The organism is Kribbella orskensis (genome assembly GCF_004342085.1).
Classification (GTDB): Bacteria; Actinomycetota; Actinomycetes; order Propionibacteriales; family Kribbellaceae; genus Kribbella; species Kribbella orskensis.
Genome location: NZ_SLWM01000004.1, coordinates 125,322 through 140,101 on the forward strand (window position 1 = coordinate 125,322; position 14,780 = coordinate 140,101).

Annotated in this window: 14 protein-coding genes; 4 read left to right on the forward strand and 10 right to left on the reverse strand. The window is 67.5% G+C overall.

Features of this window, described 5'->3' with window-relative positions:
• Positions 1 to 72: 72 nt before the first annotated feature.
• The 4 genes from EV644_RS12875 to EV644_RS12890 all read right to left on the reverse strand — a co-directional run bounded on the left by EV644_RS12875 (position 73) and on the right by EV644_RS12890 (position 4,492).
• Positions 73 to 1,818 (reverse strand): Dyp-type peroxidase, encoded by a 1,746-nt coding sequence (locus tag EV644_RS12875; protein ID WP_132188476.1) that lies wholly within the window; start codon positions 1,816 to 1,818, stop codon positions 73 to 75.
• Positions 1,815 to 2,762: a DUF8225 domain-containing protein gene (locus tag EV644_RS12880; RefSeq protein WP_132188477.1), complete on the reverse strand. Its 948-nt coding sequence runs from the start codon at positions 2,760 to 2,762 to the stop codon at positions 1,815 to 1,817. Before EV644_RS12880 ends, EV644_RS12875 begins: the two co-directional genes overlap by 4 nt.
• 261 nt (positions 2,763 to 3,023) lie before the next feature.
• Complete coding sequence (locus tag EV644_RS12885) at positions 3,024 to 3,839, reverse strand: hypothetical protein (protein WP_132188478.1); 816 nt, start codon at positions 3,837 to 3,839, stop codon at positions 3,024 to 3,026.
• Positions 3,840 to 4,063: 224 nt separating this feature from the next.
• Complete coding sequence (locus EV644_RS12890; RefSeq protein WP_132188479.1) at positions 4,064 to 4,492, reverse strand: IPT/TIG domain-containing protein; 429 nt, start codon at positions 4,490 to 4,492, stop codon at positions 4,064 to 4,066.
• Between the two features lie 81 nt (positions 4,493 to 4,573).
• Between EV644_RS12890 and EV644_RS12895 the strand changes: the two genes are divergently transcribed.
• Positions 4,574 to 4,966, forward strand: coding sequence for a hypothetical protein (locus EV644_RS12895; RefSeq protein WP_132188480.1), 393 nt, complete (start codon positions 4,574 to 4,576; stop codon positions 4,964 to 4,966).
• Between the two features lie 720 nt (positions 4,967 to 5,686).
• Here the strand turns inward: EV644_RS12895 and EV644_RS12900 are convergent.
• From EV644_RS12900 to EV644_RS12915, 4 genes are read right to left on the reverse strand one after another with little or no spacing between them, the layout of a single operon-like run.
• On the reverse strand, positions 5,687 to 5,965 hold the full coding sequence (locus EV644_RS12900) for a hypothetical protein (RefSeq protein WP_132188481.1): 279 nt from the start codon (positions 5,963 to 5,965) through the stop codon (positions 5,687 to 5,689).
• Positions 5,966 to 5,971: 6 nt separating this feature from the next.
• Positions 5,972 to 7,474: an FAD-binding oxidoreductase gene (locus EV644_RS12905; RefSeq protein ID WP_199239786.1), complete on the reverse strand. Its 1,503-nt coding sequence runs from the start codon at positions 7,472 to 7,474 to the stop codon at positions 5,972 to 5,974.
• Positions 7,471 to 8,685 (reverse strand): (Fe-S)-binding protein, encoded by a 1,215-nt coding sequence (locus tag EV644_RS12910; protein ID WP_132188482.1) that lies wholly within the window; start codon positions 8,683 to 8,685, stop codon positions 7,471 to 7,473. The genes EV644_RS12905 and EV644_RS12910 overlap by 4 nt, the downstream gene beginning before the upstream one ends.
• A 10-nt stretch (positions 8,686 to 8,695) precedes the next feature.
• Positions 8,696 to 9,745 carry an LLM class flavin-dependent oxidoreductase gene (locus tag EV644_RS12915; protein ID WP_199239787.1) on the reverse strand — a complete coding sequence of 350 codons (1,050 nt, stop codon included), beginning with the start codon at positions 9,743 to 9,745 and terminating at the stop codon, positions 8,696 to 8,698.
• A 206-nt stretch (positions 9,746 to 9,951) separates the two neighbouring features.
• Between EV644_RS12915 and EV644_RS12920 the strand changes: the two genes are divergently transcribed.
• On the forward strand, positions 9,952 to 11,388 hold the full coding sequence (locus tag EV644_RS12920; protein ID WP_132188483.1) for a gamma-aminobutyraldehyde dehydrogenase: 1,437 nt from the start codon (positions 9,952 to 9,954) through the stop codon (positions 11,386 to 11,388).
• Positions 11,385 to 12,707 carry a 4-aminobutyrate--2-oxoglutarate transaminase gene (gene gabT, locus EV644_RS12925; RefSeq protein WP_132188484.1) on the forward strand — a complete coding sequence of 441 codons (1,323 nt, stop codon included), beginning with the start codon at positions 11,385 to 11,387 and terminating at the stop codon, positions 12,705 to 12,707. Before EV644_RS12920 ends, gabT begins: the two co-directional genes overlap by 4 nt.
• Positions 12,708 to 12,757: 50 nt before the next feature.
• Here the strand turns inward: gabT and EV644_RS12930 are convergent, their stop codons facing one another.
• Both EV644_RS12930 and EV644_RS12935 read right to left on the reverse strand, forming a co-directional pair.
• Complete coding sequence (locus tag EV644_RS12930; protein WP_132188485.1) at positions 12,758 to 13,216, reverse strand: SRPBCC family protein; 459 nt, start codon at positions 13,214 to 13,216, stop codon at positions 12,758 to 12,760.
• 12 nt (positions 13,217 to 13,228) lie between these two features.
• Positions 13,229 to 13,591: a nuclear transport factor 2 family protein gene (locus EV644_RS12935; protein WP_132188486.1), complete on the reverse strand. Its 363-nt coding sequence runs from the start codon at positions 13,589 to 13,591 to the stop codon at positions 13,229 to 13,231.
• Between the two features lie 116 nt (positions 13,592 to 13,707).
• Here EV644_RS12935 and EV644_RS12940 point away from each other — a divergent pair, with 116 nt between their 5' ends.
• The gene (locus EV644_RS12940) at positions 13,708 to 14,682 is read left to right on the forward strand and encodes an RNA polymerase subunit sigma-70 (protein ID WP_158292811.1); all 975 of its coding nucleotides are present in this window, start codon (positions 13,708 to 13,710) and stop codon (positions 14,680 to 14,682) included.
• The last annotated feature ends 98 nt before the right edge of the window (positions 14,683 to 14,780 follow it).

A 14,780-nucleotide genomic window follows, 5' to 3' on the forward strand; every position in this document is an offset into this window, starting at 1 on the left:
CCCTGAGGGTCTGAGAGGCTGCGGGTCTTGGCCGCGCGGCGGAGGCGGGTGTTCACGGACCCTGGCCTTCGGTCAGCCGCCGGCGAGGGCGCCGCGGAGCGCCGAGATGGGCGGGGCGAAGAAATAGCCGCCACCGGTGGGCGTGACGAGGTCCTCCTGGAGCTCGATCGTGGTGGTCGAGCCATCGGCGGCCGGGAGGTCGACCGTGCGCCGGCGGTCCCCCCGCACGTCGCGCTGGCCGATGATCGGGTCGACGCCGCCGACGTTGGGCTGTACGGGCGAGTTGGCCCAGCGGCGGGTGACGAACTCGAACTGATCCTCGATCGACGCCATGTACGCGGCGAACAGCAGGCCGCGCTCCGCCGTCTCCAGCTCGGGGGACGGGTCGGCGATGCCTGCGATCGGTTCACCGTAAGGGATGCCGCGGCGCAGCATCAGCCGCAGGAACGTGTCCGCGGGTGCACCGAAGTCGGTGCCACTGTCCCGGGAGTTGACCTTGCGGATGTGGGCGGCGAATGGGCACACCTGGCCGAGCAGGTCCTCGGTCGCGGGCGGATGCGTGTCGCCGGGGTAACCGGGGAGATCGATCAGCGCGGACGGGCGGGTCTCGTCGTCGAAGAGGAAGTGGTTGTTGGCGAACTCGTCGCCGGCGAGGGCGGCGTCGTCCGCATCGGGCGAGCGCATCAGCGGAGCCCCGCTCGGCCAGCGACCGACGAGCATCGACGCGAGCCTGACCGGGGTAGTCCCCATCGCTGCGGCGGCGGCCGTTGCCAGCTCCCAGAAGCCGACGACGTCCTGGTGGAGGCGTCGGCACACCAGGTACGAGCCGCGCCCAGCCCAGTCGGGGAACGCACTGGCGGGTGGGGCCGGGATCGTCGGGTCCTGATGGTGCTGGCGGGGCTCCCCGAGCAGAAACTGCCCGGGCCAGACAAGCGGCTGGCCGGGCTTGGCGAAGAGCTCAGCGTGGGGGTCCTCGGCGTCGAGGAAGCGGGGCGTGAGGTGGTCGTCCGGCGAGGTCGCCCGCCGCCCGCGCACGCCTGGCTGGGATATGCCGTCCTTGAACCCGAAGTGCTCATGGCCTTGGAGGTTCTCAGGGAGAGTGTCGCCGCGCTGCCCGAAAAGCAGCGTGATGCCGTGGGCACTGGCGTGGTCGAGGACCTCGTCGACCATGGCGTCCAGGTCCTTCGGGTCATCGGCGGCGACGATCACCAAGGCGTCGGCCTCGTTGTCCGGGCCGCCCACGACCCAGTTGGCACGATGCCCCCGGTGCTCAGGGTCGGTCGGGTCGCCGAGGTAGGTGGACCGCTCAGCCAGGCCTTGCCGGAAGCTCTGTTCGCCGAAGGCGCGCGCATCGGCCTCGCCGGCGAGCGCCCCGATGGCCGGGAACGAGAACGCGACCGCGGTCCAGATTGCGCTGAGTCCGGGTTCGCGCACGCCGAGGCGCAGGCGCAGCGCGCGGAACTCGCGCCGGAAGTCCAGCACCTCGTCCATGGCGGTGATCCGAGGCGCCAGCCACCCCACCCACTCGCGGGCGCCGTCCATGCCACCGAAGCGCAGGAACAGGAAGTGCTGGTGGTCCTTGTTGAACCCGGGGACGATGTTGCCCTGGATGTCGGCGGCGGCCTCGGCGTCGTACACCGGCTCGTCGGCCAACGCTTGCGGGGCCCGGCCGAGACGCGCAGCGGCACCGTCCGGAGCTGCATCGACCGGCGGCGGTGGTGGGGCACCGCCGCTGCTTGCCGGAAGCTCGACGCCCGACAGCAGCGCCGTCTCGGTCTCCGCGAGCGCGGCCAGTGCGATGGCCGCGTCGGAGTTCACGAGGCGCCCCGATCGATGACGCCGTGGGCCGACATGATCACATGCTCGGCGAGCTGGCCGCCAAACGCGATGGGACGGCCGCCGATCCGGATGTCTCCGACTCGGTACCCGGCTGCCGGCGGTACCTCGTAGACCACCCGCAGCGCCGCGCCCCGTACGCCGCGGACGATCGTCCAGTGGTCACCCACGGGTTCGCCGGCGGGATCGGTCCACCCCGAATCGTCCCAGTCGATGATCAGCGGACCGGGCGGGTCTGCGGTAGCGACGGCGTACCCCTTCCGGTTGATCGACCAGAGATCGATGTTGATCCGGGCGTCGGCGCCCGTCTCGCGGCCGTACGGCAGCGCGCCGTACCCGTCGAGCGCGGCGCCGGTGCGCTCGACCTCCTGTGAGACGCCAAGCAGATCTCTCATGGAGTTGATCGGCATGACGTAGTGCACGATGCCGTCGGTCGTGTTCCAGCGGTTCAGCGGGTCGTACCTGCCGTTGGCCTTGAACAGGTCCTTGGCTCGGACCGCGGGATCGACCAACTCCCGGTACAACGCCACGACCCGGTCGGGGTCGACCGCGGCGAGCGCCTTCCAGTACTCCGGCGTCTCGGTCGTGAACGTGACCCGCACGATGACGCCACTGGGGTCGCGGTCCACGTGCCACTCGAGGTACTCGATCTGGGTGGACCGCTTCTCGCCCTCGGCAAACGCGGCGTCGCGGTCGTCGCGGTGCTTCATCAGCAGGGGCCGCGAGAAGCCGGTCCACGTGTAGGCCCGGGTGGCGGTGACATCGAGGTCGCGTTCGCTGGGATCGACGTAGACGCCAGATCCGCTGAGCGATGTCGACCGCGCGATGAGGGCGCCGATTGTGGCGTGCCAGCGGTCGTACAACGGCGAGCCGGCCGGGACGTCGCGGAGCGACCCCGGCGTGTCGAACTTCCCCACCAAGCTCATGGCCCAAGACCCTATGGCAAGGCGGTCACTGTCGGTAGGGGCGTGTCGTGGCCAAAGGCGAGGCGTGGGACAGTCCTTCCGCCGCTTCCGACGCAGGGGCGGCAACCCGAACAGGATTGCACGCCGCTCCGGACAAGCTGCTCCTCATGCAGCACGACAAGGCGCAGGTCGCGGTCGCCCCTGATCACCGATCCCCCGACACGCCTGCCCTCCAAGTCGTTGATGCCGTCGATCTGTGCGACGCCCTTCTAGATCGGGCCGCTACCCACCTTCCGAGTTCTGTCCGGTTCCGGAGTTGCTGAATTCGAAGCGCACGCTGCCGTCGTCCGGCAGTGCGATCACGCCGTCTGCGACCGTGCGCCAGCCGACCGGCAGGAGGTAGTACTTGTTTCCCGTGCGCTGGAGGAGGCGGAGACCGTCGTACCGGAACCCGCAGGCGGAGGTCGGCTCGCTGATCCGGTACTTGTTCACCCCCGGACCACCGATCTGGATGTCTTGCTTGCTGTACACAACGACCCCCGTCCGCTCGTTCAGGTCTGCCACGATTTGATGTGCCAGCCCACGCCCGACGACACCTGCGAACTCGGAAAGCTCCCAGAACAGACTCAGTGCGACCAGCGAGCCGATCAAAAGCTTCATCAAGGCCCAATGCCAGCTCGGAAGCTGGCCTTCATCGCCCGCGTCGTACAGCCGCGTGATCCGTCGCAACATCACCGATGCGTACGCCGTGGCAAGAATGCCGACAGTGAGGCACAGAGGGACGATGAGCTCTATCCAGGCGGGCCAGACAAGGCCGGCCACGCAGCCCGCCGCCGGCACTGCCAGCCATGCGAACCGCAGCAGGCGAAAGCCCTTCCGCCAGCCGTCGAGGTGACGACCATGGTCGATCGCAGCCGAGATCCGCTCATGAGCCAGTAGCCAGCCGATGCCCATGCATCCCACGATCAGCAGGGGCACGAACAGGGTGTCGATGCTTCTCAGGACGTAGTCGCGAGTGGACATGCCGAGCACGCTCTCCTCGAGCCCCAACTCCTGCGCCTGTACGTCACTTCGTGCCCAGCCGAAGTACACGAGCAACGCGGTCGCAACCGTCAGAGGTGGTCCTAGGACGCCGATCAGACTGAGGGCAGATCGGAGGACCGCGAGTGAGCCGGTCGCCTCGTCGGGTTGCCCCTGCTCCCTGCGTGCCGGCCGTCCCCCTGCCGTACCGCGCCTGCGCCTTCGATCGCCTCGGCCGGACACGGCCGTACCGCGTGTGCCTTCATCACCCCTGCTGGTCATTCTCACCGACCCTCCCGGACTCACGCGAGACAATTCGCGCCGTTCGAGTTGGACAGTCCGGAGGACGAATACTCGAAGACGGCGCTCGGTGGACTTATACGCACGCCTCCGGGTGACTTGAGCGTCAGCCGGACCTTTCCAGCCTTTGTGCTGGGTGGCGAACAGACGTACATGAACTGCCCTGCAAAGCCGCTGCCGTCGATCATCCTCGTCGCCTTGAGATCGCCGAAGTACACCTCCGACACGCCCACCAGGCCGGCTCCATTGATCTTGACCTCGGTACCGCCTTCGAGCGGACCCGCGACCATTTCAGGAGTACCTTCGAGCGGGTCTCTCAGCTCAACGGAGTCGATTCCCCAAGGGCACGCCGTGCCGCCCGCCTGAACGATCTCCAGTCGGGCCTCCGGCTGAGCGCGATGGGCTTCGATGAGGCGGCGGAGCAGCGACACGGCTGCAGTCTCCAAACATCCGAGTCGTTGCCCGGCAACAGCTTGTTGTGCCGTAGCCAGATACGCCGCAGCATTTCGCCAATGTGCAGCATCTCCGCTCAGGGCAGCTACGCACGCCTCCCCGACACCTCGGTAGACCGACAGCATCCGCCCCAACGTGTCGCCCTCGACGCCGGTGAGGAACTCGCAGCGCCGCAATCGCTCGGCACCGGTCGCGAGAACCGACGATGCGTCCGCCCGAACCACTCCATCGGCGGCGGAGAATCAGCAGCCGCCGGGCCGAAAGGCACCCAGGTCACCTTCGCGACCCGAGGTGTCCGCGTCGGCTTGCTCGGCGTGGGGCCGGGACCTGCCGGCGAGCTCGGCCTCCCGGTCCAGGTAGGTACCGTCCTGGTTGTAGCCGTCGGAGTCTGCGGAACGCCCGGCGTCCAGACGCCGGTGCCCGACTCGGTCGGCGTCCCATTCGGTGCCTGAGAAGCATGGCCAGGGCCCGCTGAGGGCAAAGCAGTCGACGGACTCGTCGGAGCCGAGTCCGTCGACCGACTCGTTGGAGCCGATCGGACGGGCGACGAGCCCACAGCGTCGCTTTGTGCAGGATCACTCTTTCCGCAACAGGTCAGCGCGAGGCTTGTCACAAGCACTGCCGACCACCGGCCAGCGACGATCATTCTCACAACTCCCCCATTCCCCCTCTTCCCCAGCGTGAGTGCAGCGTCCCGAATGTCAAGCGAATTCTGGCAGTCAGGGGATTACGCCTTTCGGCAGCGAGCCGCAAGTTCTTGGCTGCTTCCAACGATTGCTTGATGCGGCCGTCGGCGATCGATGGCCGCATCAATTCTCTTGATGGCGTCGCCATCGAAAGTTGCCGTCCTTTTCAGCAACATCCGTCGAAGAAATTTCGCAGAAACTGCAGGTGACGCTTTCAGTGATGAGCGGGGGACGGAGTCGGGCTAACGTCTCGTCATCGCCCTGCTTCCGGATCTACATGGCGACCTTCAGCGACATCGAGCTAATGACGACGAGTCGAGAGCCGCAGGACGGGGACGTGAAGCCACGCTTCGCGTACATCCGTCCGATTCGACAAGCCAGCGGAGTTCCCCACCTCAAATCCACTGAATCGTGACGCTGCCTGATTCTGGGACAAGCGGGTCCCGTCAACCATCGACCTTCAGACGTTCAGGCTCATGCGTGTGGTTAAGGTGCATGTTCCGCCTCGGGCACCGTGCCGTCCTCGTTGAGGCCGAGGTCCGGCATGCCGAGGACCTTGTCGGCGAAGTGCTGGTGCATCCATGCCAGGTGGTCCCACCTGCTGTCGACTATCCGGTGGGTATCCCATGCCGGGATGTCCTGTTGTCCGAAGACCGCCATCTTGTCCGGATCGACCTCGTAAATATGGTCGAACCGCATCACCACGCCGTCGGTGACCCGCCGTGCGTCGGGCGGTTTCTGCGCGGAGAGCCGGAAGCCGAACATGATCCCTCAGTCCTCGTAGGCCTGGTCGAGCAGATACTTGCCGGGATTCATCACGTTGTTGGGATCGAGCGCGCGCTTGATCTTCTTCATCACGTCGAAGGCGCCGCCGAGCTCCTGGGGCACGAACTCGACGTCACCCGCGCGGCTCGCCCCGTGGCAGGCGCTGATCGAACCGCCGTGCTTCAGTGTCACCTCGGTGATCTCACGCTTGCAGTTCAGCCAGGCCTCCCACATCTCGTCGTCGAGCTTCTGCTCCCAGATGCCGATGTCGATCTCGACGAGGTAGTCGCCCCACGGCTTGTACGCCCCGTTGGTGTAGGCGAAGATGCCCCAGTCGTCGAAGATGCCGTACCGCCGGATGTAGTGGTCGGCGATCGCGTGCCACTCCTCGCGGACCCGCGGCAGCACGCTGTAGTTCAGCGCCGCGTCCTCACAGTGCCAGGACATGGGCACGACGTCGCCGGTGCGCAGCCGGCCGTGCAGCGGGATCGCGTACCGATCGTGGCGAGCGGCCCAGTCGCCTTGGCTGATCTCATCGCCGAGGTAGCTGCCGCCGGACTCGCGCCCGATCCGCATGATCTCCCGCGCGGCCGGGACGACCTCGGCCTCGTTGCCGTACATCGCCACCGCGACGACGCTCTTGAGCCAGTCGGGCTGCTCGATGTAGGCCTCGTCGTCACGGCGCAGGTACGCGAGCTTCCACTCGTCGAACAGCACGACCCCAGCCAGCGTCGCGAATCCCGACTTGGCCAGCGCGCCGGTACTCTGCCACGCGGTTTCGTAGTCGCGATATCCGAAGAACGCCGCGAACTCCACCTGCGGCCGCGGCACCAGCTCGAGCGTCGCCTCGGTGACCACGCCGAGCGTGCCCTCGTGACCGAAGAACAGCGGCTTGATCGTGTACCCGGTGGATGCCTTGCGCAACTTGCGTCCACCGCCCTCGCCGACCCGGATGATGTCGCCGGTCGGGAGCACCACTTCCATCGAGCAGACCAGGTCGCGGGTGTGGCCGTAGCGGGCCCCGATCAACGACCATCCGCTGGTGCCGATCCGGCCGCCGACCATCGAGCACGGGTAGCTCGCCGGGTCGTCCGGGAACATCACGCCGTGCGGCTGCAGTACTTCGTTGAGCTTGAGCATGTTGATGCCCGGCTGCACCGTGACCGTGCGGTCCACCAGGTCGATCTCGCGGATCTCGTTCATCCGCTTCACATCGAGCAGGATCCCGCCTCTCAGCGGGGTGGCTCCATCAGTCAGCCCGGTCCCGGCCGCTCGCGGGACCACCGCCGTACCGGTGCGGTTGGCGAGACGGACGATCTCGGCGACCTGCTCGGTCGTGCGAGGCAGCACGACCACGTCGGGGACGTACTCCTTCCACCGGTGCACCGGGAACGGCGCCGGCGTCCGGGTCCGGTTCCACCGCGCCGGCTTGCCCGTCAGTACGCCGTCCTCGCCGAGGATGCCGACCAGTTCGTCGTAGAGCGCGTCGGAGATCGCCATCGTCGTCATGTCGTCACCGCCGTCACCTCGAGGCCGGCGGACTCGGCCACCAGCTCCATCAGGTCGCGGACTTCGATGTCGAGGGCCTCCCCAGCAGCGGCGAGAGGACGTTCCGACCACACGCAGGCGCTGACCAACAGGTCGACGTCCAACGCGGCCGCGCGGTCGAGCCGCTGCTGGCTGATCGCGGCGGTGATCTCCGGTCGCTCGATGCTCAACCCGCCACCCGCACCCGAGCAGTACGACCACTGCGTCACGTGATCGACGTCGCGGAAATCCAGACCGGGAATCGCCCGCAGGATCTCCCGCGGCGACTTGTGGATGCCCTTGCGCTTGTTGAGCCGACAGGGGTCGTGGTACGTCGCCACGCGCTCGATCGGCACCGTCAACGTCAGCTTCCCGTCGCGAATCAACTCGGCCACGAGTTCGGTGATGTGCACGATCTCGAACTCGTAGTCGTCACCGAAGAGTCTGGGGTAGTCCTCGGTGAACGTGATGTAGTCGTGTGGGTCGAGCGTGATGATCCGGCCGGCACCGACGCTGCGCCAGTCGGCCACATTGTGTACGGCGAACTCGCGCGACCGCTCGACGTACCCCATCTCGGCTGCGGGCCCGCCGCAACACCACTGTTCTCGCATCAGGCCGAACTCGACTCCACCCATCTGCAGGATCTGGGCGACCGCACGAGGCAGCGCCGTACGGTAGAACGCCGCCTCGCAGTCGACGAACAGCACGGTCTCGCCACCGACGCCGAGTCCCAGTCCATCGGCCCAGTTGGCGACGTTCTCCTGCGCGACCGGTACGTCGAGAACCGGCTCGTTCTTGCGGTCGACGGTCGCCTCGACCCAGCGCTTCCAGTTGGGCTGCTCGATGCCGGAGTCGACGGCCAGTGCGCGCATCGCCTTGACGACGTCCACCGTCCGCGTCCGGGCCCGGTAGAACTCGCCGGCCATCAGCGTGTTCGGGCAGCGCAACTCGCAGGCGCCGCACTGCGTGCAGTGAACGTAGTCCTCGGCAACATCCGCGACCGTCAACGCGCCCTGCTCCATCGCGACGATGTTGGCGTGGAACGCGGTCGGCGAGTGGTTCTCGTTCTGGGTGACCTGCATGACCGGGCACACGTTCCGGCAGAACTTGTGACCCGAGCTGAAACAGCCGTACGCCGGGTCACGCCACTGCTTGACGAAGTCCCGCTGCTGGTCCTCGGCTTCGGTGGTCATGGCGTCCTCATCAGAGTTCGGGCATCACCTTGTCGTGGATCAGACGCAGCTGTCCCTGGACGTGCGGGACGCCTTCGATCTCCTTGCCACTAAAGGCTTTCACCATCATCGGGTCGGTGACAGCGGCAATGATGTGGTTGACGCCGGTGGGCAGGATGTCGGTCTTCAGCTTGGCGACACACTCCTCCGGCGTACCGGCCACGGAGAGGGTCGCCGCGAGCTCCGGCGACGTCAGCTCGATGGCCCGGTCGATCTCGCCCGCACCGAGGGCGTCGATGATCGGCTGCAGGTCGTCCCGGTTGAGACCGTGCCGGGCGAGCTGGTTGGCCGGCATCGACGAGATGTAGAAGCCGACCATGATCCGCGCCGCTCGCTTGGCCGCCTCCGAATCCTCGGCGACCGCGAAGACCACCCACGCGCCCAGGTCGAAGTCGTCCAGGCTGCGCCCGGACTTGTCCAGGCCCAGTTTCACGTGCTCGGCGACGTACTCGTAATTCTCCCGGGAGTAGCCGAGCGCGTGGTGCATGCCGTCGGCGATCTCGCCCGCGACCTCGAACGACCGCGGTCCGCCCATCGCACCCATCTTCAGCGGGATCTTCTCCTGGACCGGGCGGGCGAAGGTGAACAACCCGGTGTACTTGAAGAATTCGCCGTCGAAGGTGATCGCGCCGTCATCGAGGAAGCGGCGCATCACCTCCATCGCCTCCCGCACCCGCGACAACGGCTTCATCGACTTCCAGTCGACGTGGTACTGCTCGAGCAGGCCGAGGTTGCCGAAGCTGACCACCGCCTCCGCCCGCCCGCCGGACAGTTCGTCGAGCGTGGCCAGCATCTGGCAGATGTGCGTCGGCTCGCGCAGGATCACGTGCGTGACGTTGGGGCCGAGACGGATGTTCTTGGTCTTGTCGGCCGCTGCCGCGAACAGCAGCCACATGTCCTTGTGCCACGTCTCGTCGACGCTGTACGCGGCGTAGAAGCCCAACTCGTCCGCGGTCTTGATCATGTCGATACAGTCCGCGAGCGGGTAATCGGGCAACTGGACGTAACTGAACCGCACCATCGCCTGCTCCTCCCTCTTCACACCGAGCACACGGGGCGGCAGTGAGTAACGGGCGGCAGACTGCATGGCTCGGACCCCATCTCCGAATCTTTTTACTGTACGCAGCCGATCGCGAGTTTGTCTCTGCCTCGAACTCAGCGGCCCCATGGACTTTCCGCGACTTTTCGCCAACTCTGGCGGTGTGAGCGAGGCATCGGAGGGACCTCATGAACGCGAAGCGAACGGTCCGCAATTTCGTCGACGGTGAGTTCCGCGACGCCGCCGACGGCCGGACGACCGACCTGGTCGACCCTACGACCGGGGAGACCTTCGGTACGGCGCCGCTGTCCGGACCGGCCGACGTCGACACCGCGCTGCGCGCTGCCGCGAGAGCCTTCGACAGCTGGCGGGAGACGACACCGAGCGAGCGCCAGCGAGCGCTCTCCAAGCTCGCCGACGAGATGGAGGCTCGCGCCGGCGACCTGGTCGCGGCCGAGTCCGAGAACACCGGCAAGCCGCTCGGGCTGACCATGTCCGAGGAGATCGCCCCGATGGTCGACCAACTCCGGTTCTTCGCCGGCGCCGCGCGGGTGCTCGAGGGCAAGGCCGCGGGCGAGTACCTGGCCGGACACACGTCGTACGTCCGGCGGGAACCGATCGGGGTCTGCGCGCAGGTGACGCCGTGGAACTACCCGATGATGATGGCGGTCTGGAAGTTCGCGCCGGCGCTGGCCGCGGGCAACACCGTCGTACTCAAGCCGAGTGACACCACGCCTGTGACCACAGCGATGCTGGCCGAGATGGCTGCGGAGTTCCTTCCGCCCGGCGTGTTCAACGTGGTGTGCGGCGACCGCGACACCGGGCGGGCGCTGGTTGAGCACGAGGTGCCGCAGCTGGTCTCCATCACCGGCTCGGTGCGAGCCGGCATGGAGGTAGCACAGACCGCGGCGCGCGACCTCAAACAGGTCCACCTGGAGCTCGGCGGCAAAGCGCCGGTGGTGGTGTTCGACGACGCCGACGTGGCGAAGGCCGCGGAAGCGATCGCGGTCGCGGGCTACTTCAACGCCGGACAGGACTGTACGGCGGCCACGCGCGTACTAGCCGGGCCGCGACTGTACGACGACTTCGTCGCAGCGCTCACCGAACAGGCAAAGAACACCAAGACAGGCATGCCCGACGACGAGGACGTGCTGTACGGCCCGCTGAACAACCGGATCCAGCTGGACCGGGTGAGCGGTTTCGTACAGCGGCTGCCCGATCATGCCCAGCTGAACACCGGTGGCGCGCAGGCAGGCGAGCGTGGATTCTTCTACGCACCCACGGTCGTGTCGGGCCTGCGGCAGGACGACGAGGCCAGCCGTGAGGAGATCTTCGGCCCGGTCATCACGGTGCAGCAGTTCAGCGACGACGACGAAGCGGTGCGGTGGGCCAACGGCGTGCAGTACGGCCTTGCGTCCTCGGTCTGGACCCGTGACCACGGCCGGGCCATGCGGATGGCGAAACGACTGGACTACGGCTGTGTCTGGATCAACTGCCACATTCCGCTGGTCGCGGAGATGCCGCACGGCGGCTTCAAGCACTCGGGCTACGGCAAGGACCTGTCGACGTACGGCCTGGAGGACTACACCCGGATCAAGCACGTGATGACCAACATCGAGGCGTGACCGTGCTGCCCCAGGAACGCCGTGTCGTCACGGAGATCCCCGGTCCCCGGTCGCGGGAACTGCTGGCGCGGCGCGAAGCCGCGGTGGCGCGCGGGCTGAGCATCCTGCTTCCGGTATTCGTCGAGCAGGCCAGTGGGGGTGTGCTCATCGACGCGGACGGCAACTCGCTCATCGACTTCGGCTCAGGGATCGCCGTCACCGGCGTGGGCAACAGCGCCGAGCAGGTCGCCGCCGCCGTCGCCGAGCAGGTCACGCGGTTCACCCACACCTGCATGATGGTGACGCCGTACGAGGCCTACCTGGCCGTCTGCGAGGAGCTGAACGCGCGGACTCCCGGCGACCATGAGAAGCGGTCTGTGCTGTTCAACTCCGGCGCCGAGGCCGTGGAGAACGCGGTCAAGATCGCCCGCGCCCACACGCAGCGGCAGGCCGTGGTGGCGTTCGACCACGGCTACCACGGCCGCACCAACCTGACGATGGCCCTGACCGCGAAGAACATGCCGTACAAGCACTCCTTCGGCCCGTTCGCGCCCGAGGTCTACCGCGCCCCCACGTCGTACCCGTTCCGAGAGCCGGTGCCGATCGGCGGTGAGGAGGCGGCCGAGCGCGCGATCGCCGTGATCGACACGCAGGTCGGCGCGGAGAACACCGCCTGCCTGGTGATCGAGCCGATCCAGGGCGAGGGCGGGTTCGTCGTCCCGGCTCCCGGGTTCCTGCCCCGCCTCGCGGCGTATTGCCGGGACAACGGGATCGTGTTCGTCGCCGACGAGATCCAGACCGGGTTCTGCCGGACCGGTGACTGGTTCGCCTGCGAGGACGAAGGCGTGGTGCCCGATCTGGTGACCACCGCGAAGGGGATCGCCGGCGGGCTGCCGCTGTCCGCTGTCACCGGGCGGGCGGAGATCATGGACGCGCCGCACGTCGGAGGTCTCGGAGGCACGTACGGCGGCAACCCGGTCGCCTGCGCCGCTGCCCTCGGCGCGATCGCGACCATGCAGGAGCTCGACCTGTGCGCCCGCGCCCGGCGGATCGGTGAGTTGCTGCTCAACCGGCTACGGGAGATGGCCGATCGCCATCCCGTGATCGGCGATGTGCGCGGGCGCGGTGCGATGGTCGCGATTGAACTGGTGCACCGCGGCACCAAGCAGCCGAACCCGGTCGCCACGCAGGCCGCGGCCAAGGCCTGTCACGCCGAGGGGCTCGTGGTTCTCACCGCGGGAACTTTCGGCAACGTGCTGCGGTTCCTGCCGCCGCTCGTCATGCCCGAGCACCTGCTCGGGCAAGGCCTCGACATCGTGGACAAGGCACTCCCCCGCTGACTGACCGAGGGAAGCCTCCCAGCCGTTCGAGCGGGACCAGCTCGCCCTCCTCATCCCGACTGTGGGCCATCAGGCGACAGCGCGGCGTTCCAGCGGATCCCATGTTCGACGAACTGGCGGAGGGACTCCAAGGACTGGTGGAAGGCGCCGTGGATCATCGTGGTGACCTCGCCGACGACCGACTCGTCGATTGGCACGAACTGCATCTCGAGGACCACGGTCGCGCCTCCCGAATCGTTGGTGAGGACGCTGAACCTGCCATGGGAATCCCGCACCGGCAGGGCTACCCGCAGGTGCTGCCAGTCGTAACTGCGGGCAGTCGTGGAGTAGTTGTCGATCTGCTCATGGACCTCCGAGCCGTCGGCCATCACACAGATCCGGGTGCCGGAATCGACTCGGGCATTGACGGTGCCAGGCAGCCAGTCCGTAGTAGCGGCGAGATCCCCCAGGACTGCCCAGACAGCCTCCGGCGAGGCCTTGATGTCGATGGTGTCGATCAGGTTCGGCATGGGTCTCCCCTGTCACTCGTCGGCTGCGGCCATCGCGCGACGCAGATCCTCCGCGTCGTAGATGAGTTCACCGCTGACGATCTGACCGTCCTGGACCTCCAGGATCTCCGCGGCGGTCAGCAAGCCCGGCAGCGGATCGAGCTCCCAGTCCACGATCGAGCAGACCAGGCTGCCGTCGGTGAACTGCCGGCGTACCCGGAAGCTCCGCAGCGCGGCGCCGGCCTCGGCGGCCATAGCCCGGAACCCCGCCGCGTCGGAGAAGCTCGCGACCGGCCCGGTGAAGGTGAAGCCGGCCGCCAGCGGTACGTCGGACATGTCGCCGGCACGCTCCTGCCAGGCGGCGTAATACGTGTTGACGATCTCACGGGCATCCATCGGAGCCTCCTCGACGCGGGCCGTCCATCGGCCCTGCACCCCGTATGACAATGGACAGCCGGCGAACTCATCGGTGCCGGCGAATACTGTCCGAAGTGCGGCTTACCATGGCGATCGTGAGACCGACAGTGCCCGCAGACCGGGGCGAGGCGACCCTGCTGGACGCCGCGAGAGCCGGTGACCGCGGCGCCTTCGACGCGCTGCTGGCCGACCATCACCGGGCGCTGCACCTGCACTGCTACCGGATGCTCGGTTCGTACCACGACGCAGAGGAAGCCACCCAGGAGACGCTGCTGCGGGCTTGGCGGAGTCTCGACCAGTTCCAAGGGCGCGCGCCGTTGCGGCACTGGCTGTATCGCATCGCCACCACCACCTGCCTGAACGTGCGCACGGCGCGGACGCGCGTACCGGCGGGCCTGGCCGATGTGCCCTACCTGACGCCGTACCCCGACCGGCTGCTCGACCAGCTTGCCGTCACCGACGCCGACCCGGCTGCTGTCGCCGAACGTCGGGAATCGGTCGCGCTGGCTTTCGTCGCCGCTCTCCAGTGTCTGCCCGCCACCCAGCGCGCCACGCTCATCTTGCGCGATGTCGTCGGCTGGCAAGCCGCGGAGATCGCCGACCTGCTCGATACCAGCGTGGCAGCGGTCAACAGCTCGCTGCAACGCGCCCGCGCCACGATGCGCGACGCTGTCCCGCCCCAGACTGCGAGCCCTTCCCTCGAGGAACGCGACCGCGAGGTCGTGGATCGCTTCATGGATGCGTGGCACCGTTGCGACTTCCAGACCTTGGCCGCTCTCCTCCGCGAGGACGCGATCCTGCGGATGCCGCCGGAGCTGGCCGAGTTCCGCGGCCGCGCCACGATCATCGACTTCTTTTCCTCCGTGCCCGCCGACGGGCACCTCGACCGCATCCGGCTCCAGCGCACGCGAGCGAACGGTGTCCACGCCGTCGCCGCCTACCTGCCCGATGACACCGGCGCCTCTGCCCCCTATGGGCTGATGGCCTTCACCATCGAGGGCAGCCGCATCGCGACCATCACGGGCTTTCCCGATCCCGCGACGGTCGCGACGTTCGGCTTGCCCGACTAGTGCCTCGTCAAGCCTCGCTCGGACACGCATCTGGATTGTGAGCTCCAGGCAGTCAACCCGGGTCGCTTCGCGGTGTACGTCGAACTGATCCCGCAGAA

Excerpts from the sequence above, each read along its gene's own strand:
- EV644_RS12905 (WP_199239786.1), bottom strand. The coding sequence starts at position 7,474 with ATGACGACGATGGCGATCTCCGACGCGCTCTACGACGAACTGGTCGGC.
- EV644_RS12900 (WP_132188481.1), bottom strand. The coding sequence starts at position 5,965 with ATGTTCGGCTTCCGGCTCTCCGCGCAGAAACCGCCCGACGCACGGCGG.
- EV644_RS12895 (WP_132188480.1), top strand. The coding sequence starts at position 4,574 with ATGTGCAGCATCTCCGCTCAGGGCAGCTACGCACGCCTCCCCGACACC.
- EV644_RS12935 (WP_132188486.1), bottom strand. The coding sequence starts at position 13,591 with ATGGATGCCCGTGAGATCGTCAACACGTATTACGCCGCCTGGCAGGAG.
- EV644_RS12920 (WP_132188483.1), top strand. The coding sequence starts at position 9,952 with ATGAACGCGAAGCGAACGGTCCGCAATTTCGTCGACGGTGAGTTCCGC.
- EV644_RS12915 (WP_199239787.1), bottom strand. The coding sequence starts at position 9,745 with ATGGTGCGGTTCAGTTACGTCCAGTTGCCCGATTACCCGCTCGCGGAC.
- EV644_RS12930 (WP_132188485.1), bottom strand. The coding sequence starts at position 13,216 with ATGCCGAACCTGATCGACACCATCGACATCAAGGCCTCGCCGGAGGCT.
- EV644_RS12880 (WP_132188477.1), bottom strand. The coding sequence starts at position 2,762 with ATGAGCTTGGTGGGGAAGTTCGACACGCCGGGGTCGCTCCGCGACGTC.
- EV644_RS12910 (WP_132188482.1), bottom strand. The coding sequence starts at position 8,685 with ATGACCACCGAAGCCGAGGACCAGCAGCGGGACTTCGTCAAGCAGTGG.